This window comes from Geothrix fuzhouensis, from assembly GCF_024609325.1.
Taxonomy (GTDB): domain Bacteria; phylum Acidobacteriota; class Holophagae; order Holophagales; family Holophagaceae; genus Geothrix; species Geothrix fuzhouensis.
The window spans coordinates 855,152-881,961 of sequence record NZ_JANHMQ010000001.1; the positions used below are offsets into that span (position 1 = coordinate 855,152).

Consider the following 26,810-nt stretch of genomic DNA (forward strand, 5'->3'; position numbering starts at 1 on the left):
GATCAAACTCCCCAGAGGTACTGGTCTGGATCCGCCCCGTCCTCCGGGGGCGTGGCGGGCAGCACGACGACCGGAACGAAAAGGTCCGTTCGGGCAGCAGCGACTTCAAGGCCTTCCGGCAAGGATTCCTTCATCACATCACCTCTTGGCCGTCTTGGCCGCGGAGCCGCTGGATTTGGTGGCCGGCGCCGGGCCGGCGGCGGCGGGCGCTCCCGAGGCCCGGCGGGCGAACAGGACCTTGTTGGAGGCGTTCAGGTAGGCCCGGGCGCTGGCCTCGACGATGTCCGTGCTGGCGCCCTTCCCCCCTTGGATGACGCCATCGAACTCGACCTGGACGAACACCTCCCCCACCGCATCCGCACCGCCCGTGATGGAATGCACGCGAAAATCCACCAGCCGTCCCTTCAACCCCGTGAGCTTGTCCACGGCGGCGAACACGGCGTTCACGGGACCATCCCCCATGGCTGTCTCCGTGGCCACCCCCGCCTCGCTCCCGAGGGTGACGAGGGCGGTGGCGAACATGGCCGTGCCGGCCGTGGCCTGCACCGCGCGGAGCTTGAAGGTTTCGGGGATCTGCGGGAGCCCATCGCGCACGATGGCCAGCAGATCCTCGTCGAAGATCTCCTTCTTCTGATCACTGAGCTTGGTAAAGAGCTTGTAGGCCTTCTCCAGGGCCGCCTTGTCCAAGGGATAGCCCAGTTCCTCGAAGCGCTTGGCCAGGGCGTGGCGGCCGGAATGCTTGCCGAGCACCAGGTTCGTGCGGCCGGCGCCCACGGATTCAGGCGTCATGATCTCGTAGGTGGAGTGGTGGCTCAGCATCCCGTGCTGGTGGATCCCGCTCTCGTGGGCGAAGGCGTTCCGTCCGACGATGGCCTTGTTGGGTTGCACTTCGACGCCAGTGATGTTGGCCAGGGTCTGGCTGGCCCGATAGATGGCCTCCTTGTGGATGCCGGTCTCGAAGGGCAGCGCGTCCCGGCGGACGGAAAGCGCCATCACCAGTTCTTCGAGCGCGGCATTGCCGGCCCGCTCGCCGATGCCGTTCACCGTGCATTCCACCTGGCGCGCTCCGGCGGCCACAGCCGCCAGGGAGTTCGCCACGGCGAGGCCCAGATCGTTGTGGCAGTGGACGCTGATGGTGACGCCATCAATGCCGGGCACCTTCTCCCGCAGGTGCCGGATGAGACGGCCGTACTCGTCGGGAACGGTGTAGCCCACCGTATCGGGCACGTTGAGCACCGTGGCACCTTCTTCGATGGCGACCGTGAAGACCTCCACGAGGAAGTCCCAGTCGCTGCGGGTGGCGTCCTCCGCGGAGAACTCCACATCCTGCGTGAAGCCCTTGGCGGTCCGCACGCCCTCGCGGATCATGGCCAGCGCCTCTTCGCGTGTCTTCTGCAGCTTGTAGGCCAGGTGGATGTCCGAGGTGGCCAGGAAGGTGTGGATCCGCGGCCGGGCGGCCTCGGACACCGCCTGCCAGGCGCGCTCGATGTCCCGGGGAAGGGCGCGGCAGAGGGCGGCGATGATCGGCTTCCGGCACTCGCGGGCCACGGCCTGCACGGCGGCGAAGTCATCGTCCGAGGCCACGGGGAAACCGGCCTCGATGACATCCACGCCCAGGGCCTCCAGCTGGCGGGCCATCAGCAGCTTCTCGTCCAGGTTCATGCTGCAGCCGGGCGACTGCTCTCCGTCTCGGAGGGTGGTGTCGAAGATGGCGATCCGCTCGCTGCCCATGACGGTGCTCCTGGACCGGCCGGAGCCGGTGGGATCAACTGAAGATCACCCAATCCAGCTCATAAATACATTTAATTTTTTTTATGATTACATAAGTAATACTTAAGACTCTACACTTCCCCGCGGAGGGCCCATGGATCTCGGGCAGCTGGAAACATTCCTGGTGGTGGCGCGCGAAAAGAGTTTCTCCCGCGCGGCGGAGCGTCTGTTCCGCACCCAACCCGCCGTGAGTCTATCCCTGAAGAAGCTCGAAGAGGAGCTGGGTGAGACCCTCGTGGATCGGACCACCAAAGGTGGCATCCTCACGGACGCAGGCACGACGTTGCTGCCCCTGGCCAAGCGCATGTTCGACCTGCGCCAGGAGATCCTCGATACCTTCGGGGCGCTGAAGGGGCTTCAGCAGGGCCGCCTGAACGTCGGCGCGAACGAAAGCGTGTCGGAGTTCCTGCTCCCGCGACTCCTGCTGGCCTACCAGCAGGCCTGGCCGGCCATCAAGATCCAGGCCTACCGCCAGACCTCGGAGCGCATCCCGAATGAAGTACTGGAACGCCGCCTGGACGTGGGATTCGTCTCCTACGACGCCCTGCATCCCGAACTGGTAAGCGAGGTCATCCACCGGGACCGCATGGTGCTGGTGGTGCCGCCTGGGCACCGTTTCGCCAAGCGGAAGAACCTCCGCATCGCCGATCTGGGCGAGGAGCGCTTCGTGGCTCACAACGCGCCCACCCCCACCCGGACCGCCATCATCGAGCTGTTCGCCCGTTGCGACACGCCCCTCCGACTCACGATGGAGCTCGCCTCCATCGCCACCATCCTGGAGTTCGTGGCCCTGGGCGCCGGCCTGGCCATCCTGCCCCGGATGACCACCCTCGCAGCCGTTCAAGAAGGCCGGCTGGTGGAGGTCAACGTGCAGGAGCTGCAGATGGAGAAGCTCATCCGCATCGTCACCCGCCGCGAAGCCGCCCTGTCCCCCGCCACCCGGGCGTTCCTCGACCTCATCCGTTCCACGGACCTGAATCACCCCATGCCCGCCGCAGGAAGGAAGCGTCCATGACCCCGCGAACCCTCTATGACAAAATCTGGGATGAGCATCTGGTGGCCACCCGCGCCGATGGCACCAGCCTGATCTACATCGACCGCCACCTGGTCCACGAAGTCACCAGCCCCCAGGCCTTCGAGGGCCTGGTGCTCGCCGGCCGGACCCTCCGGCGACCGGGCAACATCCTGTCCGTGGCCGACCACAACGTGCCCACGGTGGACCGGGAGAAGGGTGTCGCCGACGAGACCTGCCGCCTCCAGGTGGAGGCGCTTGAAAGCAACGTGAAGGTCCACGGCGTGCCCTACATCCCGCTCCTGGATGACCGGCAGGGCATCGTCCACGTGGTGGGTCCCGAGCAGGGTTTCACGCTACCTGGTACCACCGTGGTCTGCGGCGACAGCCACACCAGCACCCACGGCGCCTTCGGGGCCCTCGCCTTCGGCATTGGCACCAGCGAAGTCGAGCACGTCATGGCCACCCAGACCCTGCCCCAGCGGCGCTCGAAGAACCTGCGGGTGCGCTTCGAAGGCGTCCTGCCCCCAGGCACCGGGGCCAAGGACATGGCCTTGCGCCTCATCGGCCAGATCGGCACCGCCGGCGGCACCGGCAGCGTGATGGAATACACAGGGCCCGCGGTCCGCGCCCTGTCCATGGAGGGCCGCATGACCCTCTGCAACATGAGCATCGAAGGGGGCGCCCGCGCCGGTCTGGTGGCCCCCGACGACACCACCTTCGCCTATGTGGCAGGCCGCCCGCTCGCGCCGAAGGGCGCCCTGTGGGACGCGGCCTTGGCCCACTGGCGCACCCTGGCCTCGGACCCGGAAGCCACCTTCGACCAGGAGGTGGTGGTCGAACTTCGCGACCTGGCCCCCCAGGTCACCTGGGGCACGAGTCCCCAGTGGGTTACGGACATCACCGGGCGCGTGCCGGACCCCGCCCAGGCCCGCAACGCGGAGGAGCGTGACGCCATCCTCCGCGCCCTTGAGTACATGGGGCTGGAGCCAGGCACGCCCATGGAGGCCATCGACATCCAGGCCGTGTTCATCGGCTCCTGCACCAACGGGCGCATCGAGGACCTGCGTGCAGCTGCGAGCATCGCGCGCGGCCGCAAGGTAGCTCAGGGCGTGCGCGCCCTCGTGGTGCCCGGCTCCGGGCTCGTGAAGAAGCAGGCCGAGGCGGAAGGCCTGGACCGCATCTTCCTCGAGGCGGGCTTCGAGTGGCGCCAGCCCGGGTGCAGCATGTGCCTCGGCATGAACGAGGATCGGCTGGAGGCCGGCGTGCGCTGCGCCAGCACCAGCAACCGCAACTTTGAGGGCCGGCAGGGCCGGGGCAGCCGCACCCACCTCATGAGCCCGGCCATGGCTGCCGCCGCCGCCGTGGCGGGCCACTTCACGGATGTCCGCCGCATGGAGGTGCGCTGATGAATCCCTTCACCACCCTCACCGGTGTCGCCGCTCCCCTTCTCCGCGCCAACGTGGACACCGACCTCATCATCCCCAAGCAGTTCCTCACGACCCTGGTGCGGTCGGGCCTCGGCCGCCACCTCTTCCACGAGTTGCGCTACGATCCTGCGGGCCGGGAACTGCCGGGTTTCCTGCTGAACCGCGAGCCGTACCGGAAGGCCACCATCCTGCTGTCGGGGCCAAACTTCGGCTGCGGCTCCAGCCGTGAGCATGCGCCCTGGGCCCTGCTGGACTTTGGGATCTGTTGCGTCATCGCCCCGAGCTTCGCCGACATCTTCTTCAACAACTGCTTCGCCAACGGCATCCTCCCCGTGGTCCTGCCTGCGGAAGCCATCGCGCAGCTCGCCACCGTCGAGGGCCCCCTCACCGTGGACCTTCCGGCCCAGGCCGTGCGGGCCGGCAACCTCACCTTCGCCTTCCAGATCGAGCCCGCCCGCAAGGCCGCCCTCCTGGAAGGCATGGACGAAATCAAGCGCAGCGAGGCCAACCTGGCCGACATCGAAGCCTACGAGGTTCGCCGCCGCGCCGAAGCACCCTGGCTGGCCATCAGCGGCCGCTGAGCTCGACGAGCTATTAAGAAAACCTGCTTATCGGCGAATCTCAGCCAGAAAGCAGGAACACAGAAGGCATAGAAGCGCCCGCCGGGCGCCCACAGAGGGCACAGAAGGGGCCCGGACCACCGCAGACATCCCTTCGCGGGCGACGGCTCCGGGCGGCTTCCAGGGGCCACCATGGCCGCCGCCCGCGAAGCAGGCCGCGCGAAGCGCGACCTGGGACCGTAGGCCCGGATGTCCTGGCTGGAGCGCCGGGTGCATGTTCCTTTCCTCCGCTTTCCTCGGCCTCCGCGACCTCTGCTTAGGGATGCCTTTTCTCCGCCCATCTGCGGCATCTGCGGTTTCGAGCTTTCAGTCTGAGGCTCGCCGATAAGCAGGTAAGAAAATTCCCACCACCAAGACACCAGATGCGATTTTGTCTCGCGAATCCGCATCGCGGATACCAAGAAGGCACCGAGACCTGCATTCGCTTTTCTTGGTGCCTTGGTGTCTTGGTGGTGTTCCTTTGCTTTCCGACGACAATCAACGCGAGCCCTGCGCCGCGCTACCCTGAAAGACCAACACGCCTCCGAGGTCTCGCCCATGAAATCCATGACCGCCTTCGCCGAGGTCGTCCGGCCCCTGGCCGCCGGGCAGCTCCGGCTGTCCCTCCGCAGCGTCAACAGCAAGGCCCTGGATCTCAGTCTGCGCCTGCCCCCGGCCCTGTTCCCGCTGGAGGCCGGCCTGCGCACCCAGGTGCGCGAAGCCGCCCAGCGCGGCAAGCTCGACCTCACGGTGGAGGTGCAGGATGAGCCATCGCTGGAGCCCCGCCTGAACCGCGCCCTGCTTCGCGCCGTGGCCAAGAGCTGGCAGGAGGACGCCGAATGGCTGAACCTGCCGCCCCTCACCGCCGAAGCCTTCTTCCGCCTGCCCGGCGCCTTCCAGGCCCCCGCCTCGGACCTGGGCGAGCGCATGGAGGCGCCCGTGCGCGAGGCGTTGGCGGCCCTGCTCGACACGTGGAACGAAGGCCGGGCCCGAGAGGCCGAGCGGCTGCGCCCCTTCTTCGTGGAGGGGCTGGCGCGGCTGTGCTCCCTGTGCGAGCGCCTCCAGGCCGAGGCGGACCTCCAGGCCGCGGAACTCCCCGGCCTCTACCGCCAGCGCATCGAGCAGCTCCTGGAGGACGCCCGCCTCGCGGGCCAGCTCCCCGCCGAGCGCCTGCTGGCCGAAGCCGGCGTGCTGGCCGAGCGCCAGGACGTGCGCGAAGAACTCACCCGCCTTGCCGCCCACCTCGACGACTTCGCCGAACGCCTCACCACCGGCCGCCTCGAAGGAAAAGCCATCGACGTCTGGTGCCAAGAAGTCCTCCGCGAACTCAACACCACCGGCAGCAAATGCAAACGCCTCCCCATGACCCGAGCCGTCATGGAAGCCAAGGGCGCCCTGGATCAGATCAGAGAGCAGTCGGCGAATTTGGAGTGAGCGGACGATTAGCTAGCCCACATAAGGGTGATCCCACCCCGCAGACGTTCCCTTCCTGGGGTTGGTTAGGTGCCTGTCCGCTCTAAGCGCCCGACTTTCGGATTACAGCCCCGGAAGGCCTCTTGGGGTTCGTATTGGTACGAATCACGGGACCTGGAAACTTAATCAAGATCCTCGGTCCCTTGTCTCATGTCTAAGCCGTCACGGTATAGAAAGGGGACCCAAAACACCTGCTCGGTTCGGTCTCCTCGAACTTCAAAGAAACCAATGCGAGCTAAGTTGCCAGCAATCGAATTTGCTTCCTCACTAGAAACCCCCCAAATGCTGGAAAGAGTCGCAACAGACTGCTTTGTTCTCGCACCACGGAGTTTCTCAAGCCACTGTTTGAGATTCGGGTACTCCGCGTACAGCGTCTGCTCTAATCGAATCTTGGACACTTCCGGAAGGGCTTCTTTATAGCTTCCCCGCTCAAACAGGGCTTCTGCTTCAGGTTGTGCCCCCCCAACTTCCAGTCGCTGTGATTGCACTTCGCGAAGCCTGTTGAAGAAGTGAATGACTTCTCTAGGGGCGACAACCTTAAGCCCATCTGTTGTCCGAGAGATCACCCAGCCGAACGTCGGAGATTTGTTGGGACCCACCTCAACCTGGGCAGGGGAAAGTCGATAGAAGAAAGCTTCCTGCTCAACAAGTGGCGCTGTGGGAAGAGTGATTGCCACCGAATAGAAATCACGAAGATCATTGTTATACACTGCGCGGCGAACAACGAGATTCAACAGGGACGATTGATTCCATTCAATCGTGAGTGTTCGGGTGATATGGCTGGCTTCTCTGAACCCACTTTCAGTAATTCTTGACCAAATATCAGAGCGGAGGAAAATTTTGAGTTTGATCTGGGGATGCGCCATTAGATCTAGATAAACCCGGAACAAAGCACGGAGAGCGTTTGCTTCGAGATCCTCATGTTCGGCGAAGGCTACATCTAGTCGATCAAGCAAGACCCAGACAGTAAATCCGTTCTCCGTAAAAGCTTCATTTGCTAGTTCCAGGAGTCGATCAACACTCGTGCTTCCACTTGCGTCTCCTTGACTGTCAGGGGAAAAATTGATTTTGGCGCCAACCCCGACTGGAAGTTGAGTGTTTGGGTCGAATTTAACGATCCCTTCGACGGACTCTGGGCGAATCACCCGCTTCACATAGGCAGACACTTTCGCAAGCAATTGGGCAAGAGACCCTGAGCCCTTTACGAGCCCGGTTGAAGCCAGAATCCTGCCTAGTTCTGTTGCGGGTTGGTTAGTGATGTCGTATTCGTTCAGGACCGCGTGAAGTAGACAGCAGATATACAACTTCCAAAGGCTGGTGAATTCTAGCTCGGTGAGAGGCGGATCGACTGTGATTCCCTTGAAGGCTGTTGCACCGCGAGGATTCTCACCAGCCACCAGAAGTATGCCTCTGTCGAAAAGGGGCTCACGCTTGGCAATTAGGAGAGAATATAGAGCGCTCTTCCCCGATCCCTTCGGTCCATAAACAACATCAATTGCACCTCCGAATACCTGAGCCCAGGCATCAGTCTCAACAAAATATTGAGACAAGGCATCGGTTTCCTCTTCTGCAATCCGGCTTCCAAATGTCAGCCTTCGCAAGACGGTCAGCTTTTCCACAGGCACTCCGTTTGAAGCACAAGAAAACTATACCGATAAATTCAATCCTTATGGCGATTGAACTTGTGAACCACCTTAATGCATTGCTCAGTTCTATCCCTTTAAAGCAAAGCCCACCGCAGATGATTAGCTTGCTTACATCACTTCAGCTTGCTGCTTCCTAATGAAGATGCAAATCCGCGCCGAATTTCGGTAAACCGTTCAGCAAACATTCTCAAGTGACACCATCGCCGAATAAATAATGTTCAACGCGATAGCGATTCGCCGGCCAAGATTGCTACTCAAGTTGGTGAAAAAATCTTAGATGAGGATCGATCGGTTTCAGGTGATCTCAAAACCCTAATGGATCGTACGGCAATTCTGTGGAGCTCTTCCAGGTGCCGAAGAGTCTGGTGCGGGTCCAGTCCGAAGGATCGGGCCTGAGGCGCCGCATGCGGCGGGAGAGGAACCACACGGTGCCGTCCTTCATGCGGTACTCGTCGTAGGGGGCGATGCGGACCTTTGCCATATCCTCGGGCGCCACCTGACCTGGAAACACGGCCCAGGCCCAGCGGCGGGCGGCCAGGCTTTCGGCCCAGGCACGGCTTTCCAGCAGGGCCGGATCGGTGGCGACTTTCACCCCAGCCAGGCCCGGACGACCCGGGGTGAAGCGCTCGAAGCGGGTGAGGGTCAGCCCTTGGCGCATGAAGGGCCCGCTGCCGGGAATTCGCCACTGAACCAGTAGGGTCGGCAGGTTCGCCTGGCGGAGCTTGAACCGCAGGTCGAGGGTGGTGCCGTCGATCACGCGGGAGGTTCCCCCCAGCCGTCCGAGCTCGGGGGCCAGATCCTTGGCCATCCGCGTGGCATCCAGCATCGTTCCGTCCTGCAGCCGCCAGCCTGGGCGCACGCCTAGGCGCCACCGGCGCCCGTGTCGCGAACCCTCAAGGGTGGACAACAACTGTCCAATCCAATCGCCTTCGGGGGCCTTCTCCAACAGCGCGAGGGAAGACTGGGCGACGAGGAAGGCCTCGACCCCGGGGCCTGGGGGCAAGAGCGCCTCCACCACCGCCTCGTCCTCGCCGAACTCGGGCTGGCCGGGCACGAACAAGGCTTCGTTCGAAACCAGCGGCACCGGCACCAACGTGTCCTGGTACCACCAGTACCCGCCCGCAGCCAGGGCGAGCAGCACCACAACCACAAGGATGAGGCGGGCTTTCATGATCAGGCCGACCGCAGCAGGTGGGCCTGGGGTTCGATGCGGCGCAGGGCGTCCTCGATGTCGGCCATCTCGATGTCGCGATGGGGGATGAAGCGGACGGCCTGTCCCACCGGCAGGGCTCGAACGCCGATGGCTTCCAGCGCCGCCAGAGCCGCGGCGGCATCGGGCACAGGGACCAGCAGAATGTTCGTCTCAGGCGTGGGCGCCGCGATGCCGAAGGCGCGCAGCCCTTCGGCGAGACGCCGGGTCTTGGCGTGATCCTCGGCGATCCGGGGCAGGTAGTCCAGCGCCACCAGGCCCGCCGCGGCCACGACACCGCCCTGGCGGACACCGCCACCCAGCATCTTGCGCAGGCGCCGGGCCTCTGCGATGACAGGCTTCGTACCAGCCAGCAGCGAGCCCATGGGCGCACCCAGCCCCTTGCTGAGGCAAACCTGAACGGTATCCACGCCTTCGGTGAGCGAAGAGGGCGCAAGCCCCAGCGCGGTCGCGGCGTGCCAGATCCGCGCGCCATCCAGGTGCACCGCCAGCTTCGCGGCTTTGGCGGCGGCCACCAGGGCGCGATGTTCGGCCAGCGGTGTCACGGCGCCGCCCGCGAAGTTGTGGGTGTTCTCCAGGCAGAGCAGCGTGGTGCGCAGCGCGTAGTAGGGACCGGGCGACCCCGCAGCCTTGGCCACCTGGGCCGGCGTGGGCCGGCCGGGACCGCCCTCCCAGGCCAGCGCTTCGGGCATGCCGCCCGCCAGCCAGGCACCAGTGCCCAGCTCCGCGCCCAGCACATGGGCCTGGGCAGGCGCCAGGAACCGGTCACCACGCTTGAGGTGCAGCATCAGGCCGATCAGGTTGCCCATGCAGCCTGAAGGCACCCACAAGGCCGTTTCCAGGCCCAGCAGCTCCGCCACCCAGCCCTCTAGGCGGGCCATGGTGGGATCGTGCTCCAACACGTCATCCCCGACTTCCGCGGCCGCCATGGCGGCACGCATCTCCTTCGAGGGCTGGGTCACGGTGTCGGAGCGGAGGTCGATGGATCGCATGGGGAGATTCAATCACGGGTCTCGCTTTTCAGTTGACGAAACCTGTTTGTATTGCAAACCTGTTTCATGGTCAAAAACGAAACCACCCCCAAGGCCATCCTCGAACTGGATCGGATGGTCCATGAGCCGGCCCGCCTGGCCATCCTCACCGTACTGGCCTCGGCGGAGGAAGTGGCCTTCCTCTTCCTCCAGCGGGTCACGGGGCTGAGCAAGGGCAACCTCTCCAGCCACACGCAAAAACTGGAAGCGGCCGGGTATCTCGAGACGGTCAAGGCCTTCCAGGGCCGCATCCCCGTCACCAGTTTTCGCATCACGGAGGACGGGCGGACGGCCCTCCGTGCCTACCACCACCAGCTCCGGGCCCTGCTCCCGAAGGAAGGAAAGCCATGACCACGACAGATCTCAACGGGCCGGACCTTGCAGCCTTGGCCGCCCTGACCCGCGACTATGCAGCCTTCCAGGCCCGCAAGAGCGGCCTGGCCACGGCGTTGGGGGGGCTGATGGCGGTGGTTTTCGTCATCGCTGCGCTGAGCCCGAACTTCATGGGGGCCCATGTTTTGGACCGCCTCTTCATCGAGTATCTCGTCTGGGTACCCTTCCTCTGGCTCGCCGTTAAAGGGCTGGGTAGCCGAATCCTTTACCGGCGCCTCGGGCTCGTGAAGGCATCGCCCGATGGCACCTACGAGCGCCGGCGCTGGTTCTGGATCCTGGGCCTTGCGTTGTTCCTCATCACAGTGCTGTTGGCGGGCCTGTACGCCTTCGCGTCGGGCTTCCTGCAAGCGCACCAGCCCCGGGCGGCCCTTTGTCCTCCTCCCATGTGGATCCTGCTGATGCCCTTCCTCTACCTCCTGCCCATGCCCTGGGCCATTCGCGGCATCGAGGAGGCCCGCGCCTACGTCGTGCTGGTGGGCCAGTCCATTCTTTGGCTCCTGCCCTTCTTCATCTTCAGCTTCGGGCCGCCGACTCCGCCCTTGAAGACCGGCTGGGGCATCTTCGGTGACGTCATGGGCGTCAGCATCCTTGTCCTCATCTATGTGGTGCTGATTTGGGGGGCCTTGGCCATGGTGCGCGGATGGCGCGAACACCGCGAATACCTGGCGATGTTGCGGGCGCTCCCCCGGGAAGCCTGAGGGCTCTGGCACACTATCCCTTTGTGCCGGAGACCGAATGAACTTGCTGCACGCCATCCTCCTGGGGCTGATCCAGGGCCTGACGGAATTCCTGCCGGTGTCCTCTACGGCGCACCTCACGCTGGCCGAGCACCTGATGTTCGGGGGGCGCCCCATGCCCCTGGCCTTCGACGTGCTACTCCATGTCGGCACCCTGGTCGCCTTGACGATCTATTTCCGCCGCGAGCTGTTCCAGGTGGCCATGGGTTGCCTGGGCCGCGATTCGGAGGGCCGGAAGCTGGCCTTGTGGCTGTTCATCGCCATGATCCCCACGGGCATCTTCGGCTTGGCCACCAAAGGTGTGAAAGAGGTGGCGAAGGAGCATCTGTGGGTCTACGGAATTGGGCTGGTCTGCACCTCCGCCTTGCTCTACTTTGCCAATCGCCTCAGCCGTGAGCGGATCAATCTGGCTGGCGATGACCAGGCCGGGCGCGGTCTCGGCGACCTCCGGGCCGCGGATGCCCTGGCCGTGGGCGCCATCCAGGGCATCGGCGGCGGTTTCGGGCTGTCGCGCTCGGGATCAACCATCGCCATGGGCGTGTTCCAGGGTCTGCGGCTCCCGGTCTCGACGCGGTTCAGCTTCCTCCTGGGCGTGCCCACCATCGCCGCGGCCGCGGTGGTGGAACTGCGGGGCCTGCTGAAGCCCCTGCTCCACCACCAGCCGCTGCCACCAGAACTGGCCTTCCCCGCCGGCTCGGCCTCCCCTGCCCTGCTCTGCGGGATGGGTGTCCTGGTCGCGGCCATCTCGGGCTACATGGCCATCGGCATCCTGGACCGATTCACCCGGAAGCCGAAGCTCAACGGCTTCGCCCTTTATTGCCTGGGCCTGGGCCTGGTGATGCTGGCCCTGAGCGCCACAGGCGCTCTCGGGCATCACTGACAGTCCGGTCGCCCCCGTTCACCGGCCCGTCCACGCCGTTCGCCGGTCCATCCGCTCTGGAAGGCTGCTTGCCCCTACACTGGGACCTTCCTGCCCGGAGGCCCGGTGATCCAGCTGAATGAGGTCCACAAATCCTTCACGGTGAAGGACCGGAAGACTCGCGTCACCAAGCGCATCGACGCCGTGCGCGGGATCTCGCTGGAGGTGAAACCGGGTGAGATCTACGGCCTGCTGGGCCCGAACGGCGCCGGCAAATCCACCACGCTGCGCATGATCGCCGGTCTTATGGAGCCCGATATGGGCTCCATCCATGTCTGTGGCCACGAGACCCGCCAGAAGCCCGAGGCGGTCCGCGGCTGCCTGGGCTACCTGAGCACGGACATGGGCGTGTACGTGCGCTTCACGCCCCGAGAGCTGCTCCGGATCTTCGGGGAATTTCAGAATGTGGATCCCATGATCGCCGAGCGCCGAGGCCTGCATCTGCTGGAAAAGCTCCAGCTCGCCGATTTCGCGGACGTAAAGATGGAAGGTTTCTCCTCGGGGCAGAAGCAGAAGGTGAGCATTGCCCGGGCCCTGCTGCACGATCCGAAGGTCGTGATCTTCGACGAACCCACCACGGGCCTGGACGTGCTCACCGCCAAGACCGTGCTGGACCTGCTCCGCATCATGCGGGAGGAGGGCCGCACCGTGATCGTGTCGACCCATGTCATGCCCATGGTGGAAGACATCTGCGACCGCGTGGGCATCATCTTCGACGGCAAGCTGCACGGCGACGCCCCGCCCCTGGAGCTCCTGCGGTCCCGAGGTGCCAAGTCCCTCGATGAAGTCTTCTTCCAACTGGCGGCCGAATCGGAAGGGGGCAACTGATGCGCGGCGCTCTGCTCATCGCCAAGAAAGAGTTCCTGGAACTCTCGAAGGATCGGAAGACACTCTTCTTCGCCTTCGTGCTGCCCTTCCTGCTCTACCCCGCCATCTTCGGGATGATGGCCAAGATGGCGAAGCGGGATGAGGACCAGAACCGCAATAAGGCCAGTCGGATCTACCTGGCCGATCCCTCGGGTGCCATCTCCGGGATGCTGCAAGCCGACCGGAAACAGTTCGAGCTGGTGCCGAAACCCGAGGGGGACCTCAAACAGGCCCTCCGTGATCAGAAGCTGGACCTGGCGTTGGAGGCGGACCAGGGAGCGGCCGCGTCACTCCAGAGATCCGAGACCTTCACCCTGGCCGTCACCGTGGATGAGAGCGAGCACACCTCCGAGTTGGCGCTCAAGCGCGTCAAAGACGCCCTCAAAGGCCAGGAGAAGAGCTGGATCCAGGCGCGGCTGCAGACGCTTGGAGCCTCCTCCCAGCTGGCGGAGCCTCTGAAGCTGGAGGTGAAGAATGCCGCGGACCCGACCCTGGAAATGGGCAAGGTTCTGGGCCGGATTCTCCCCTACCTGCTGATGATCATGATGTACACCGGCTCGATGCAGCACGGGATCTACGCCACAGCCGGAGAGAAGGAGCGCCACACACTGCTGAGCCTCATGGCCACGCGCCTCCCGAGAAACCAGATCATCCTGGGCAAGCTGCTCTACATCTTCAGCATGGGCGTGATCGCGGCGCTGCTGAACCTGTTGAGCATGAGCCTCTCCATCCCCTTCATCGGAGGGGGCTCCACGAATTCCATGCAGGCGCTGGCGGCCGTAGCCAACCCCATGACCCTGGGTCTCACCTTCATGATCATGGTGCCGCTGGGTCTCTTCTTCTCGAATTTCATCCTGCTCATGGGCATCCAGGCCCGGAACACCATCGAGGCCGGCAGCGCCATCACGCCTGGCATCTTCCTGGTGGTCTTCCTCGGCATCTTCACCATGTCTCCGGGCGTGGACAAGATGGCCTTCCTTTCCTACGTGCCCGTGGTGAACGTCTGTCTGGCCCTGCGCAAGTTGTTCAGCCAGCAGTTCAACCAGATGGAATACCTGGTGGCCTTCGCCATGACGGTGGGTCTGGCGGCCCTCATGACCTGGGTTTCCACCCGGATCCTCAACCGGGAGAAGGCCCTCTTCAAGGCCTGAGGGTGGATTCCCCGGGGCCGGGGGGACATTGCCCGGAGAAAGCTGTCATCCTATAGTTTCTCCAAGGCTTCCCGAGGATCACGCATGGCGACGAAGGCAAAGTCAGAACAAGCTCCCAAGTCCGCCCCCGCTCCGGCCGCCCAGCCCCAGCCCTCGTCGTTGGCCGGTGCCTTCGCGAAGGCCGTCAAGCTCGTGGACGGCGGCAAATACGCCGAGGCCATCAAGGCCCTGGACACGCTGATCGATGAGGCCCAGGCCGCAGGTGAATGGGCGATCAAGCGCCGGGCCCAGGTCTACCACGCCCTGGCCGAATCGAAGCTGCACCCCGCCAAAGTCAGCACCCCCGATGTCATCACCGAGATCCAGGCCAGCCTGAACCGGCGCGATACGGATGGCGCGCTCAAGCAGCTTGAGAAGGCCATCAAGGCGCACTCGGCGCAGGGCAACCTCCACTACCTCCGCGCCGTGGCTTTCGCCCAGGCGGATAATGCCGAAGCCGCTGCGGAAAACCTGAAGAAGGCCGTGGAACTGGATGCCGACCTGATCTTCCAGTGGCACATGGAGCCGGACTTCAACTCCGTTCGCAAGTCTCCCCTCTTCGCCTTCACTGAAGGCCACTAGGCCCGCGCTGGACCGCCCTGTGATAGGCCCCCTGGGTCTCCACGCTGACCAGCCCTTGAAGGTGGTGGCGCTGGGTGGCGGCACGGGACTGGCTGCGCTGTTGCGCGCGTTGAAGCGCGAGGCCGGGCGCAGCCGCGACCCCTGGAAGCTCACCGGCATCGTCACTGTCTCCGATAACGGTGGTTCCTCCGGGCGCCTGCGTGACGAGCTGGGCGGCATTCCTCCGGGAGACCTTCGCAATTGTCTGTCCGCCCTGACGCTGGAGGATTCGGCGCTGTCGGACCTCCTGAACTACCGCTTCAAGGGGGACGGCAGCCTGGCCGGACACTCCCTGGGGAACCTCATGCTCTGGGCCCTGGCGGACCTCACGGGCGACTGGGTGCGCGCCATCCGACAGCTCTCAGGCGTGCTGGTGACGGTGGGCCGGCTCTTTCCCTCCACCGTGGTGCCCATCACCCTCTGTGCCGAAGACATGGACGGCCGCCGCTACGAAGGCGAAACAGCCGTGGGCTCCTGCCACCCGCCCTTGGCCCGCCTGTGGATGGAGCCTGCCGAAGCCGAACCGTTGCCGGAGGCAGTCCTCGCCCTCCTCCGGGCCGATCTCGTGCTCCTCAGCCCCGGCAGCCTGTACACCTCCACGATCTCCAACCTCCTGCTATCCGAACTCCAGGAGGCCGTGGCCATATCCCGGGCGCCGGTGATCTACGTGGCCAACCTCATGACCGAACCCGGGGAATCCTCTGGGATGGACCTGGAGAACCATGTGGCCGCCATAGCCGCGTTCGGGCGCGTGGGCATCTCGGCGGTGATCGCCAATTCCGCGCCCCTCCAACCGGAGATGCTGGCCCGCTATCGGGAAGAGGGTGGCGAGCCGATCTCGGCTTTCTCCAGTGAAGTCCTGGGCATCCCGGTCCATCGTTTCCCCTTGCTGGATCCTGAGGCCCCGCTGGCGCGGCATCACCCGGACCTTTTGAATCAGGCCATCCGCGAGACGCTGACTCGGCTCTGAGAGACCACGCGAAGCCAGGTCCCACGGGTGGTCCAGAGACTTGGAGATTTCTGATCACCCTGGGTTTCGGCCAAGTATCGAGGTAGCCTTGTCTGGAGAGGAGGCTGGGCCTTGGCACTGAGTGGTGATCTCGCGACGATGGGCCTGGAAGACCTCTTCCAGTGGCTCGCCGTGGGCAAGAAGTCCGGCGTACTCGAGCTTCGGGGTCCCCTGCACACCAAACGGGTGGCCTTCCACGAGGGCCGCATCACCAGCGTCTGGTCCTCCGATCCACGCGAGTACCTGGGCCAGTATCTGCTGGCCTTCAACCGCATCACCGAGGAGCAGTTGCGGGACGCCCTGGCCACTCAGGAGGACGAACAGCAGCTGCTGGGGCGCATCCTCATCAACCGCCACCTGATCACGGAAGCCGAGGTCCGGCGCATCGTGCAGATGAAGGTGGAGGAGAGCATCTACGACACGTTCCTGTGGAGTGTGGGCAGCTTCGAATTCCACGATGGCGCCGCCTCCCACCAGAAATCCATGCTGCTCAGTCTCGACGTCACCGGCATCGTGCTGGAGGGCGCCCGTCGGATGGACGACTGGAAGCGCATCCGGAGGGTCATCAAGGGTGGCGACGCTGTCCTGGCGGCCGTTTCCGAGGCCATCGCCGAGCACCTGCCGCTGGCCACGGAGGACGCCGACCTCCTCGCGCGCCTGGACGGGCATATCCGTCTGGATCAGCTGGTGCTGGACATCCGCATGCCCGAGTTCAAGATCAACAAGCTGCTCTTCGACCTCCACGAAAAGGGGCTGGTGCGTCTTGTGAACGCTGGCGGCAGCGTCGGTGACAACCCGAGCCTCCAGCTCCAGCGGGCCCGCGCCCTCGTGGAGAAACAGAAGCTGCAGGAGGCCCAGGTGGAACTCCGGCGCATCCTCAAGGACCAGCCCAGGCATGTGGATGCCGGGAAAATGATGGTCGTGGTCCAGGATCTTCTGGAGGACAAGAAGCTGGACCTGGAACTGGTGCCTGAGCTGGCGGTGAGCCTGGATGAATTGATGACCACGGACCTCGGTTCCAACGAAGCCTTTCTGGCCAGCCGGGTGAATGGCCTGTGGTCCATCCGCGACATCCTCACCATTGCCCCTTTCGAGCATGATGAATGCCTCGCCATCTTCTCGCGGCTCATCAAGCGTGGGATTCTCAAGACGTCCAAACCCGCCCAGGGGGGAGATCAGCCGCTCGTCCTCCGCTGACCCCTCCCATTCCGGAGGCGCCATGCGCATCGCCATCGCCCTACTGCTGATCACCCTTCCCCTCGCCGCGGCGAAGAAGCCCACCCCGGCCCAGCTTCAGGCCCAGGTCAAGCAGCTCACGGAAGAACGGAACGACCTCAAGCAGCGCTTGGCGGCCACCGAGGACATCCAGCAGGAACTGGCCGCCGCCCAGAAGGCCAGGGACTTGTCCCGAGCGGAGGCAGAGGCCGCCCGCAAGGAAGCGGATGAGCTTCGCGCCACCCTCCAGGAGAACAAGGGGGGCGGGGATGCCATTTTGAAGGACGTGCAGGCCGCCAGGCAGGAGGCTGAAGCCGCCACCGCGGAGGCAGCGAAGCTCAAGGCCGAGAACCAGGAACTCCGCAGCAAGGTGAACGCAGCCCCGGCGGAGGGGGATCTGGTCGTGCTGGGCGAGGAGATCCAACCCGCCCGACCTCTCAACCTGAACCGCGTGACCCCGCGGCTGAAGTCCTCGGGGCTCTTCTCCAGCCGTCCGAAGGGCGTCGTCGTGGTGAACGTCCTGGTCAGCGAGAAGGGCGAAGTGATCGCCTCCCGGCTGGTCCAGGGTCTCCCTGGCGATGGGCCGGATGAGAAGGAGGCGGACGCAGCCTGTGTCGAGGCCGCCAAGAAGGTCGTCTTCGACCCGGCTACCTCCAAGGATGGCAAGATCCGCTTCAAGGTTTGGCAGGGCGTGGGGTTCTACCTCGATTGAAGGTTTCAGGCTGAAGTCACGTCCGCTCGCCCCAGGGACTGGGCTCGCCCATGCCCCAGCGGGCCTCGTACCAGACCTTCTCCAGGCATAGGCCCTCCGGCGGAGCGGTGAGGCCGGCCTGGGTGCGATCCCTGGCAGCCAACACGCTCCCGAGGGAAGCCGGGAGCCGCCGCCCTTTCCCCACTTCCACCAGCGTGCCGGTCACGATGCGGACCTGATGCATGAGGAAGCTGCTGCCCTCGAAAATGAGATCCACACCGCCGTCTCCGGGCACGATGCGAATGCCATGCAAGGTCCGGACGGGGGACTTCGCGGCACATTCCGTACAGCGGAAACTGGAAAAGTCGTGGGTGCCGAGCAGAGGGGCAACCGCCTCCGCCATGGCCGGGAGATCCAAGGCCGCTGCCCGATGGATGTGCCAACGGTAGGAAGCCATCAAGGGATCCTCGGCCGGCCCCAGGCCCAGCCGGTAGATGTAGCGCTTGGCCACCGCGTGTTGCCGCGGGAAGAAGCCCTCGGGAGCAGGGCGCGCCTGCATCACCCGGATGTCCTTCGGCAGGTGCGCGTTCAGTGCCGCCAAAAGGCGATAGGGCTCCCAGGCCCGAGACGTATGGATCAGCACGCCCTGGGCGCGGGCATGCACGCCCGCATCGGTGCGCCCCGTGCCCTGAGGCATGGGCGCAGCTGGCTCGAAGGCCCGCAAAGCTTTCCAGAGATCCCCCTGCCCGCTCCGCAGACTTGTCTGGATCTGCCAGCCGTGAAAGCCCCCGCCCGCATAGGCCACGGTTAGGAAGAAGGGATGTGTCATGGGATCCATCTTAGAGCGCTGAACAAAACCCGACGAAGCTGGTTGGCGTTTTGTTGGGCCTTCCTAGGTCGGGAACTGCCCCTCTGCGGGCCTTCTGCGTGGGAGTTCCTCCCCAATGGCCCGTTCTACGGTGATCTGCGACATACATGGAACTTAGGCTCCAGCATTTCCGGCCATCTGGATGTTCCATGCGGACTCAGAGCCCCCAGGGGGGCCGATCTCCCTTTTTTTTTGAAAGAAAAACCTTGACCACGCTACATCTGCGGCGTAGCTTCTTGGCAGTTTAGGAAATGCAGTATTCATCGGCCTTTCCGGGCCAATGATGTTCGAAAACCCAGCAGGTACGGTCGTCTCCACAGGGAGCCGATTTCGTTTTTCTCAACCCGGGGATACAGATCCCCAAATTCGGAGGTTTCCATGAACAAGGCTGAACTGGTCAGCGCCGTCGCCGATAAGGCCGGCATCACCAAGGCCCAGGCCGCTGCGGCCCTGGATCAGGTGCTCGGTGGCATCGCTTCCGCCCTGCGCGCTGGCGACAAGGTCACCCTCGTGGGATTCGGCACTTTCTCCGTCGCCAACCGCGGCGCCCGCACTGGCCGCAACCCCCGCGACAACAAGCCCATCAAGATCGCTGCCAAGAAGGTCGCCAAGTTCAAGCCCGGTAAGAAGCTGGCTGACGAAGTCAACGGCAAGGGTGGCAAGAAGCGCAAGTAGGATTAGGCTGACCAGCCCAAGCTGGACACCAGGATCGCGGGACCCGTTTCGGCGGGTCCTGTTTCATGTCAAAGCCCTTTTTTTAAATATTAATAGTTGAACACCCTGCCAACCTCCGATGGGCCCGATTCCTGGTTTTTCCAGAAATGGACCGCCGTAAACCCCGTCTTTCTTTGTGATGCGGCGGCGGCAGGGGAGGAGCGTCCGGCGCTCATCCTGTGTCATCCTGGGACTTCGCCATGACTGCCACCCACCCCAGCGCCCCGCCGGTCGCCCTGTGCCTGGGCGGGATGGACCCGTCTGCGGGGGCGGGTCTCCTGCGCGATGCCCTGGCCCTGGCAGAGCTGGGCTGCCAACCCATGGCGGTGAGCCTGGCGGAGACCCTCCAGAACGGTCTGGCTTGCACACGGATCGAGGCCCCGAGCCTGGATCCGGTCCAGCGCCTCGAAACCCTCGCTCCCCATCTGGCGGGCCGCTGGGGCGTGAAGATCGGCCTCTGCGCCCTGGAGGCGAGCACCTTCCGGCGACTCTGCGCCACGCTGCGCCACCTTGCACCACCGGTCCGCATCTGGGATCCCATCATGGCGCCCAGCGCCGGAGTGGGCCTGCATGATGGTGAGGATCTTCGTCACCTGGCCGCCGACTTGCTGCCCATGGGCGGTTGGGTGGTGAGCCCCAACCGAGGTGAGGCCGCCGCCTTCGCCGGACTGCCGCCAGAGGCCATCCGCACGGCCCCACCCGAAGTCCTGGCCACGCCCTGGCTGGAGGCTGGCGCCGTGGCCGTCTGGCTCAAGGGTGGCCATGCCCCCGGCGACCTGGTGCAGGACCTGTGGATCACCCGCGAGGGCACCGAGCGCCTCGACGCAGCGCCGCGGCTGCCGGGTCAGCGGAGGGGCACGGGCTGCCTTCTCTCGGCCTCTTGGCTGGGCCTGCGCCTGCGCGGGCTGGACGATCGCGCCGCCGCCCGTGAGGCAGCCCAGCGCCTGCGGGCCCGCTGGGACTCGGCCTTCTGTCCCGGTGGCGCCGGCCGGCCCATGTTTGCGCCCCTGCCGGTGCCCCTGGAACCCGCCGCCAAGGGGGCCCGGTGACGGAGAACGAAGGCAAGGGTTTCATCCTGCGTGCGGCGACGGACGGCCCCTGGGCGGGCTGGGCAGGGTCGCGGTTCCTCGAAGAGGGCCTGGCTTCGGTCCACGCCGCGCCGGGCCGCGCCCTGGCCCGTCTCATGAACCTGGCGGCTCTGCTCCCTGGCGGCTTCGGCCTGATCTGGGACCACCCCCCGGCCTGGATGGAAGCCCTTCCCGCGGAATCCCGCCAGGGCTGGTGGGAGGCCATCTCCGCCGTCCCTGGTCTGACCTTGCACCTGAGGCCGGAGTTCGCGGCCCAACTCCCCGGAGGAGCCTTCCGGGGCTGGCTCCATGCCCCGGAAATGCCGGAGGGGCCCCTCGGCGAAACCTGGCGCCAGGGCGTGCTGGGCTGGGTCCCGCAGACTGGCGCGACGTGGCACCTGCCGGACCTGGGCACCCCCGCCCCCGGCGACGAAGTGCCGCCCGGCTGGCTCTGGGGCGAAGTGGCCCTGCCCCTCGGCGCCCTCTCCACGCTGGCCTCGGGTGAGGCCCTGATCGCCGCCCTGTCCGAGGCCCAGGGCGCGGCGGAACGGGGCCTGGCCCAGCGCATGTCGGCGGGCGCCTGGGTGGACCTCCCATTCCTGCGCCGCGCCGCCGGCTGGAGGCTGGCCCTGGTGGGGGGCATCGAGTTCCAGCGGGCCGGCGGGGCTTGGCCTGCGGCCTTTGGCCAACTGAGGGCCCTGAAGGCCCTGCTCCAGGAGCGGCTGAAGACGCCCATTCACCTGGGCGCCTGCAGCGACCCGCGGATCGCGGCCCTCCTTGGGCGTCAGGCCTTGCGAGAAGGCCTGCCCTGGCGCGCCAGCCTGCCGCTGCCCCCGGCACCTGGCGCCTTCACCCCCGGACTGGCCGCGGATCCCAGAGATCCCGCGCCTCTGGAGGCCCGTGCGCTCCAGCCAGCGGCGTGGCCTGACACTCTGGATCACCCACCGACCATCCTGCTGCGCGTACCTGCCGTGCCGCCTGAGGCCGGTGCCCTGGCGATGCTGGCCCAGATCCAGCCCTCTCCCGCGCTCCGCTGGTTGCCGCCGGATCTGCCGCCGCCATCGCCCTTCGATCCTGATCGTCCCTGGTCCCTGCCGGCGGCTTTCCCCTTTCCCGCGGATCCCGGGAATGGCGTCCAGCGCGGGCTCTTCGAGGACTTTGACTAAGTCAAAGGTTCTCCACCAAGGACACGAAGGAACAGACTCGATCTTCCTGTCCTGAGTTGTTCCCTTCGTGTTCTTAGTGGCGCCTTTTTTCTCTTCTGGCTGGTACCGTTGGAGCCGGAGCAACCATGTCCGCCGAACACCTCGAACAGCGATCCCGGGTCCGCGTCGCCCTCCTGTCCATTTCGGCGGGCATCGTCGTCCTCGGGCTGAAATACCTGTCCTTCGTGCTTTCGGGCTCGGTGGCCCTGAAGTCGGACGCCATTGAAAGCGTTGTGAACGTGGTGGCCGCCATCTTCGCTTTGGGCGCGGTGGTCTTCGCCGGCAAGCCCGCTGACAAGGACCATCCTTACGGCCACGGCAAGATCGAGCACTTCAGCGCGGCCTTCGAAGGCGGCCTCATTTCCCTCGCCGCCGCCTTCATCCTGTTCGAGGCCGCCAAGGGCCTCATCTACGGCGTGGAACTCAAGAACCTGGGCCTGGGCCTGGCCGTGAATCTGGTGGCTGGTGCCCTCAACGGAATGCTGGGCTGGTTCCTCCTTACCCAGGGCCGCAAAACGCGCTCGAAGGCCCTGGAAGCGGATGGGCACCACATCCTCTCCGATTTCTGGACCACCGTGGGCATCGTCACCGGCCTGTTCGCGGTGAAGCTCACGGGCATCAAGTGGCTCGATCCGGTCATGGCCATGGTCGTGGGCTTGCTGCTGGCCCGCACGGGCTTCCGGCTGGTGAAGGAATCCTCCCAGGCCCTGCTGGACATGGAGGATCCCGAGGTGCTGGCGAAGGTACTTGCGGCCATGAACCGCGTTCGCACCTGGGACATCATCGCAGTCCATGAGATGCGCACTTTCCGCTCGGGCCGCTACACCCATCTGGACGTGCACATGGTGGTGCCCGAGTACTATCCGGTGCGTCTAGCCCACGACCTCTGCGAAGGCTTCGGCAAGCGGACGCTGGAAGAGGCCGATATCGAAGGCGAAGTTCATACCCATGTGGATCCCTGCGGGCGCCTTTACTGCGAGCGCTGTCCAGCGGAAGGTTGCACCATCAGGCAAGCGGCCAAGACTGCTGACGGTGCCTTCATCCTTGAAGAAGCCATCGCCGCCGGGCCTGCCTGAGCTTCGCTACCCTCGTTCCATCATCGCCATGAGGCCCCCATGCCCGAGCCCCTGCTGATCGCCAAAGGCACATCCGAACTTGTCCTGCTGCCTCGCATGGCCAATCGCCACGGGCTGGTAGCTGGCGCCACCGGCACGGGCAAGACCGTGACGCTGCGCACTATGGCCGAGCGGTTCTCGGCCATCGGCGTGCCGGTCTTCCTGGCGGATGTGAAGGGCGACCTGCCCGGCGTCTGCAAGCCCGGCGGCGACAACCCGAAAGTGGTCGAGCGCGTCGACCAGCTGAAGCTCGAAGGCTTCGAGTACAAGGGCTATCCCGTGGCCTTCTGGGATCTCTACGGCCAGCAGGGTCATCCGGTCCGCACCACCATCAGCGACATGGGGCCCCTGCTCTTCTCGCGGCTGCTGAATCTGAACGATACCCAGGGCGGCGTGCTGAATCTGGTGTTCAAGATCGCCGACGACAACGGCCTGCTGCTGCTGGACCTCAAGGACCTGCGCAGCATGCTCCAGTTCGTGGGTGATCACGCCGCCGAGTTCAAGACCCAGTACGGCAATGTCTCCGCCGCCAGCATCGGCGCCATCCAGCGCGGCCTGCTAGAGCTGGAGAGCCAGGGCGCCGAGGCCTTCTTCGGTGAACCGGCACTCGATCTCGACGACCTCATGCAGACCGATGCCAAGGGACGCGGCGTCATCAACATCCTGGCGGCGGACAAGCTCATCAACGCCCCCAAGCTCTACGCCACCTTCCTCCTCTGGCTGCTGTCAGAACTTTTCGAGCGGCTGCCCGAAGTGGGTGATCCCGAAAAACCCAAGCTGGCCTTTTTCTTCGACGAGGCCCACCTGCTCTTCAACGACGCGCCAGACGCCCTGCTGGACAAGATCGAGCAGGTGGTGCGCCTGGTGCGTTCCAAGGGTGTGGGCGTCTATTTCGTGAGCCAGAATCCGCTCGATATTCCCGAGAAGGTGCTGGGCCAGCTGGGCAACCGGGTGCAGCATGCCCTCCGCGCCTTCACCCCCCGCGACCAGAAAGCCGTGAAGGCCGCCGCCGAGACCTTCCGCGTCAATCCCGGCCTCGACGTGGCCGCGGCCATCACCGAGCTGGCCGTGGGTGAGGCGCTGGTATCCCTCCTGGATGAGAAGGGCCGTCCCACCGTTGTCGAGCGCGCCTTCGTCTGCCCGCCCGAAAGTCAGCTGTCACCCATCACACCCGAGGAGCGGCAGCAGGTCATCAAGACCTCCCTGCTGGCCGGACACTATGAGCAGGCCGTGGACCGGGAGAGTGCCTTCGAGAAGCTGAAGGCCCGCGCCGAGGTGGCCATGCAGCAGGAGGCGGCCGAGGCCCAGGCCAAGGCGGAGGCCAAGGCCAACAAGGAACCCGCCCGCCGCTCCGACACCATGGTCGAGGCCTTCGGCAAGAGCGTCATTCGCGCCGCCGGCAGCTCCATCGGCCGCCAGATCATCCGTGGCGTCATGGGCTCCATCTTCGGCGGCGGCGGACGGCGGCGCTGATCATCAGGCCCTTCCATCACCTTAGGAAATCAGGAACACAGAGTTCACAGAAGCCCACAGAGGCCACAGAGAATTGCTGCTTTTCTCTGTGCCTCCTGTGGTGCTCTGCGTCCTCTGTGTTCCGCTTTTCCGATGAACCAATGGTCAGGCCGCGGCGTGCCTCAGGGCGTCGATGGCGGCCATGAGGGCCTGGGGATCACTGGCGGCGTGGAGGTTCTGGCGGAAGCCGTGGCCGCCAGGCACGCCCTTGGTGAACCAGGCACCGATCTTCTTGATCTTATGCAGGGCCTCGCGGGGCTCCAACAGATCGAGCAGGATCTGGAAGAGCCGCAGGGTGGCGTCGATGCGCATCTCCGTCGTCACGACGAACTCCGGCTCCAGGATCTGGCGGAAGAGGAAGGGGTTGTAGAGCGCCCCACGACCGATCATCACGGCGGCACAGCCGGTCTCCTCGACCATCCGGAAAGCATCGGCGGCGGCGTTCACGTCCCCGTTGCCGATGATGGGATACGCGGTGCCCGCCTCCACGGCCCGGGCGATGATGCTCCAGTCCGCATGGCCCTCGTACTGCTGTGCGCGGGTGCGCGGGTGGATGGCCAAGGCCTGTACACCCACGGCCTCGAACATGCGCAGGAAGTCCAGGAACTCACCCCGCTCCTTCTGCGAAGCGTCCCAGCCGGCCCGCATCTTCACGGTCACGGGCACCTGCACGGCCTTCACCATGGCCGTGACGCAGCGCTCCGCCAGGCGGATGTCCTTGAGCAGCGCTGAGCCCGCCCCGCCCTTAGTCACATTGCTGGCCGGGCAGCCCATGTTCAGGTCCACCAAGTCGGCACCCGCGGCTTCGCATAACGCCGCCCCCTCCGCCAGGGCCTCGGGACGACCGCCGGAAATCTGCATGGAGAGCGGCCGCTCGCCCGTCGCCGCCATCATCTTCTCCGCCTTCACGGCATGCCGGATCAGCGCCTCGCTGCTGATCATCTCCGACACCGTGAGCCCAACTCCGCCGATCTCCCGGATGAACTTCCGGAAGGGCTGGTCGGTGATCTCGTGCAGCGGCGCCATGACGAGGCGGTTGGGCACCTCGATATCGCGGATGTGGAATGGGCTGTGAGGAAAGGTCATGGTTTGTCCGACCTTCCAGTGTAGCGAGGGCTCCGAATTTGACCTGCGGCCATATTCAGGGCAAGAGAGGCTGGGCCTCCCAAAAGGCATGTGGCCTTCTGGAAACGCAAAGCGGTGCACACCTCGACATCCGACGCAGCCGGATTCCGGGCAGGGTCACTACCTGCGGGGCGGCGGTTCCTGGAGATTGGCCAGGAACTCATCGTTCGTCTTGGCCTTGCCCAGGCGATCAACCAACAACTCCATGCTCTCGCTGGGGCCGCTGGCGCTGAGGATCTTGCGGAGCACCCAGATCTTGGCGAGCTTGGCGGCGTCGATGAGCAGATCTTCCTTGCGGGTGCCGGATTTCTGGATGTCCATGGCAGGGAAGATGCGCTTGTCGCTGAGCTTGCGGTCCAGCACGATCTCGCTGTTGCCGGTGCCCTTGAACTCCTCGAAGATCACGTCGTCCATGCGGCTGCCGGTCTCGATGAGGGCCGTGGCGATGATGGTGAGGCTGCCGCCGGCCTCGATGTTGCGGGCCGCGCCGAAGAACCGCTTCGGTCTTTGTAATGCATTGGAGTCCACGCCGCCGGACAGCACCTTGCCACTGGGGGGCACCACCGTGTTGTAGGCCCGGCCCAGGCGCGTGATGGAATCCAGCAGGATCACCACGTCCTTCTTGTGCTCCACGAGCCGCTTGGCCTTCTCGATGACCATCTCGGCCACCTGGACGTGGCGGGTGGCGGGCTCGTCGAAGGTGCTTGAGACCACCTCGCCCTTCACGCTGCGCTCCATGTCCGTCACTTCCTCAGGCCGCTCGTCGATGAGCAGGACGATGAGGAAGACCTCGGGATGGTTGGCGGTGATGGAGTTGGCGATGTTCTGCAGCAGGACGGTCTTGCCCGTGCGCGGTGGGGCCACGATCAGGGCGCGCTGGCCCTTGCCCAGGGGCGTCATCAGATCCATGACGCGGGTGCTCAGCTCCTGGGGATCCCGCTCCATGCGGAGGTGGTGCTTCGGATACAACGGCACCAGGTCATCGAAATGCAGGCGCTCCTTGGCGGTCATCGGTGGATCGAAATTCACCGCGTCCACCCGCAGCATGGCGAAAAACTTCTCGCCCTCCTTCGGCGCGCGGATCATGCCGGAGAGCGTGTCCCCGGTGCGCAGGTTGAATTTGCGGATCTGGCTGGGCGAAATGTAGATGTCCTCAGGGCCTGCAAGGTAGTTCTGATCGGGGCTGCGGAGGAAGCCGAAGCCCTCGGGCAGCACTTCCAGCACGCCCTCGGCGAAGAACTGGCCCTCGCGTTCGGCCTGGGCCTGGAGCACCCGGAACACCAGCTCTTGCTTGCGCATGGAGAGCGGGTTTTCGATCTCCAGCTCTTTCGCCAACTCGGCCAGTTTGCCGATGGACAGCTCCTTGAGCTCTTGCAGGCTCAAGATGACGG

The 26,810-nt window shown here is 65.0% G+C and carries 26 protein-coding genes; 18 read left to right on the forward strand and 8 right to left on the reverse strand.

Features of this window, described 5'->3' with window-relative positions:
- Window positions 1–2: 2 nt before the first annotated feature.
- Together NOV74_RS03940 and NOV74_RS03945 are read right to left on the reverse strand one after the other, a co-directional pair.
- A complete protein-coding gene (locus NOV74_RS03940; RefSeq protein WP_257309449.1) occupies window positions 3–134 on the reverse strand; it encodes a hypothetical protein in 132 nt (43 codons plus the stop codon).
- Window positions 135–138: 4 nt separating this feature from the next.
- The gene (locus tag NOV74_RS03945) at window positions 139–1,731 is read right to left on the reverse strand and encodes a 2-isopropylmalate synthase (protein WP_257309451.1); all 1,593 of its coding nucleotides are present in this window, start codon (window positions 1,729–1,731) and stop codon (window positions 139–141) included.
- A gap of 133 nt (window positions 1,732–1,864) precedes the next feature.
- Between NOV74_RS03945 and NOV74_RS03950 the strand changes: the two genes are divergently transcribed.
- From NOV74_RS03950 to NOV74_RS03965, 4 genes are all read left to right on the forward strand, one after another.
- A complete protein-coding gene (locus tag NOV74_RS03950) occupies window positions 1,865–2,785 on the forward strand; it encodes a LysR family transcriptional regulator (protein ID WP_257309453.1) in 921 nt (306 codons plus the stop codon).
- A complete protein-coding gene (leuC, locus tag NOV74_RS03955) occupies window positions 2,782–4,191 on the forward strand; it encodes a 3-isopropylmalate dehydratase large subunit (RefSeq protein WP_257309455.1) in 1,410 nt (469 codons plus the stop codon). The genes NOV74_RS03950 and leuC overlap by 4 nt, the downstream gene beginning before the upstream one ends.
- A complete protein-coding gene (leuD, locus tag NOV74_RS03960) occupies window positions 4,191–4,793 on the forward strand; it encodes a 3-isopropylmalate dehydratase small subunit (RefSeq protein WP_257309457.1) in 603 nt (200 codons plus the stop codon). The genes leuC and leuD overlap by 1 nt, the downstream gene beginning before the upstream one ends.
- 576 nt (window positions 4,794–5,369) lie before the next feature.
- Window positions 5,370–6,245 carry a YicC family protein gene (locus NOV74_RS03965; protein ID WP_257309459.1) on the forward strand — a complete coding sequence of 292 codons (876 nt, stop codon included), beginning with the start codon at window positions 5,370–5,372 and terminating at the stop codon, window positions 6,243–6,245.
- Between the two features lie 161 nt (window positions 6,246–6,406).
- Here the strand turns inward: NOV74_RS03965 and NOV74_RS03970 are convergent, their stop codons facing one another.
- From NOV74_RS03970 to NOV74_RS03980, 3 genes are all read right to left on the reverse strand, one after another.
- Window positions 6,407–7,903 carry a P-loop ATPase, Sll1717 family gene (locus tag NOV74_RS03970; RefSeq protein WP_257309461.1) on the reverse strand — a complete coding sequence of 499 codons (1,497 nt, stop codon included), beginning with the start codon at window positions 7,901–7,903 and terminating at the stop codon, window positions 6,407–6,409.
- 331 nt (window positions 7,904–8,234) lie between these two features.
- On the reverse strand, window positions 8,235–9,101 hold the full coding sequence (locus NOV74_RS03975; RefSeq protein ID WP_257309463.1) for a periplasmic substrate-binding domain-containing protein: 867 nt from the start codon (window positions 9,099–9,101) through the stop codon (window positions 8,235–8,237).
- Window positions 9,102–9,103: 2 nt separating this feature from the next.
- Entirely contained in the window at window positions 9,104–10,132 is a 1,029-nt protein-coding gene (locus NOV74_RS03980; protein ID WP_257309464.1) for a GntG family PLP-dependent aldolase, read from the reverse strand.
- 66 nt (window positions 10,133–10,198) lie between these two features.
- Here NOV74_RS03980 and NOV74_RS03985 point away from each other — a divergent pair, with 66 nt between their 5' ends.
- The 9 genes from NOV74_RS03985 to NOV74_RS04025 all read left to right on the forward strand — a co-directional run bounded on the left by NOV74_RS03985 (window position 10,199) and on the right by NOV74_RS04025 (window position 17,834).
- Window positions 10,199–10,522 (forward strand): winged helix-turn-helix domain-containing protein, encoded by a 324-nt coding sequence (locus NOV74_RS03985; RefSeq protein WP_257309466.1) that lies wholly within the window; start codon window positions 10,199–10,201, stop codon window positions 10,520–10,522.
- Window positions 10,519–11,262 (forward strand): hypothetical protein, encoded by a 744-nt coding sequence (locus tag NOV74_RS03990; RefSeq protein ID WP_257309468.1) that lies wholly within the window; start codon window positions 10,519–10,521, stop codon window positions 11,260–11,262. Before NOV74_RS03985 ends, NOV74_RS03990 begins: the two co-directional genes overlap by 4 nt.
- 37 nt (window positions 11,263–11,299) lie before the next feature.
- The gene (locus tag NOV74_RS03995) at window positions 11,300–12,181 is read left to right on the forward strand and encodes an undecaprenyl-diphosphate phosphatase (protein ID WP_257309469.1); all 882 of its coding nucleotides are present in this window, start codon (window positions 11,300–11,302) and stop codon (window positions 12,179–12,181) included.
- A 105-nt stretch (window positions 12,182–12,286) separates the two neighbouring features.
- Window positions 12,287–13,048, forward strand: a complete 762-nt coding sequence (locus NOV74_RS04000) for an ABC transporter ATP-binding protein (RefSeq protein WP_257309471.1) — start codon at window positions 12,287–12,289, stop codon at window positions 13,046–13,048.
- On the forward strand, window positions 13,048–14,238 hold the full coding sequence (locus NOV74_RS04005) for an ABC transporter permease (RefSeq protein ID WP_257309473.1): 1,191 nt from the start codon (window positions 13,048–13,050) through the stop codon (window positions 14,236–14,238). The genes NOV74_RS04000 and NOV74_RS04005 overlap by 1 nt, the downstream gene beginning before the upstream one ends.
- An 84-nt stretch (window positions 14,239–14,322) precedes the next feature.
- Window positions 14,323–14,859, forward strand: coding sequence for a TPR end-of-group domain-containing protein (locus tag NOV74_RS04010; protein WP_257309475.1), 537 nt, complete (start codon window positions 14,323–14,325; stop codon window positions 14,857–14,859).
- 19 nt (window positions 14,860–14,878) lie between these two features.
- Entirely contained in the window at window positions 14,879–15,868 is a 990-nt protein-coding gene (locus tag NOV74_RS04015) for a gluconeogenesis factor YvcK family protein (RefSeq protein WP_257309477.1), read from the forward strand.
- 111 nt (window positions 15,869–15,979) lie between these two features.
- Window positions 15,980–17,104 (forward strand): DUF4388 domain-containing protein, encoded by a 1,125-nt coding sequence (locus NOV74_RS04020; RefSeq protein WP_257309479.1) that lies wholly within the window; start codon window positions 15,980–15,982, stop codon window positions 17,102–17,104.
- 22 nt (window positions 17,105–17,126) lie between these two features.
- Window positions 17,127–17,834, forward strand: coding sequence for a hypothetical protein (locus NOV74_RS04025; RefSeq protein WP_257309481.1), 708 nt, complete (start codon window positions 17,127–17,129; stop codon window positions 17,832–17,834).
- 16 nt (window positions 17,835–17,850) lie between these two features.
- Here the strand turns inward: NOV74_RS04025 and truA are convergent, their stop codons facing one another.
- Window positions 17,851–18,642 carry a tRNA pseudouridine(38-40) synthase TruA gene (gene truA, locus NOV74_RS04030; RefSeq protein WP_257309483.1) on the reverse strand — a complete coding sequence of 264 codons (792 nt, stop codon included), beginning with the start codon at window positions 18,640–18,642 and terminating at the stop codon, window positions 17,851–17,853.
- A 366-nt stretch (window positions 18,643–19,008) separates the two neighbouring features.
- Between truA and NOV74_RS04035 the strand changes: the two genes are divergently transcribed.
- The 5 genes from NOV74_RS04035 to NOV74_RS04055 all read left to right on the forward strand — a co-directional run bounded on the left by NOV74_RS04035 (window position 19,009) and on the right by NOV74_RS04055 (window position 24,255).
- Window positions 19,009–19,356, forward strand: a complete 348-nt coding sequence (locus NOV74_RS04035) for an HU family DNA-binding protein (RefSeq protein WP_503473175.1) — start codon at window positions 19,009–19,011, stop codon at window positions 19,354–19,356.
- A gap of 239 nt (window positions 19,357–19,595) precedes the next feature.
- On the forward strand, window positions 19,596–20,444 hold the full coding sequence (locus NOV74_RS04040; RefSeq protein WP_257309485.1) for a bifunctional hydroxymethylpyrimidine kinase/phosphomethylpyrimidine kinase: 849 nt from the start codon (window positions 19,596–19,598) through the stop codon (window positions 20,442–20,444).
- Window positions 20,441–21,628 carry a hypothetical protein gene (locus NOV74_RS04045; protein ID WP_257309487.1) on the forward strand — a complete coding sequence of 396 codons (1,188 nt, stop codon included), beginning with the start codon at window positions 20,441–20,443 and terminating at the stop codon, window positions 21,626–21,628. The genes NOV74_RS04040 and NOV74_RS04045 overlap by 4 nt, the downstream gene beginning before the upstream one ends.
- Before the next feature lie 125 nt (window positions 21,629–21,753).
- The gene (locus NOV74_RS04050) at window positions 21,754–22,743 is read left to right on the forward strand and encodes a cation diffusion facilitator family transporter (protein ID WP_257309489.1); all 990 of its coding nucleotides are present in this window, start codon (window positions 21,754–21,756) and stop codon (window positions 22,741–22,743) included.
- Between the two features lie 39 nt (window positions 22,744–22,782).
- A complete protein-coding gene (locus NOV74_RS04055; RefSeq protein ID WP_257309490.1) occupies window positions 22,783–24,255 on the forward strand; it encodes a helicase HerA-like domain-containing protein in 1,473 nt (490 codons plus the stop codon).
- A 144-nt stretch (window positions 24,256–24,399) separates the two neighbouring features.
- On the opposite strand, the gene dusB is transcribed toward NOV74_RS04055, so the two are convergent.
- The gene (dusB, locus tag NOV74_RS04060) at window positions 24,400–25,380 is read right to left on the reverse strand and encodes a tRNA dihydrouridine synthase DusB (RefSeq protein ID WP_257309491.1); all 981 of its coding nucleotides are present in this window, start codon (window positions 25,378–25,380) and stop codon (window positions 24,400–24,402) included.
- Between the two features lie 159 nt (window positions 25,381–25,539).
- On the reverse strand, window positions 25,540–26,802 hold the full coding sequence (gene rho / locus NOV74_RS04065; protein WP_257310557.1) for a transcription termination factor Rho: 1,263 nt from the start codon (window positions 26,800–26,802) through the stop codon (window positions 25,540–25,542).
- Between the last annotated feature and the right edge of the window lie 8 nt (window positions 26,803–26,810).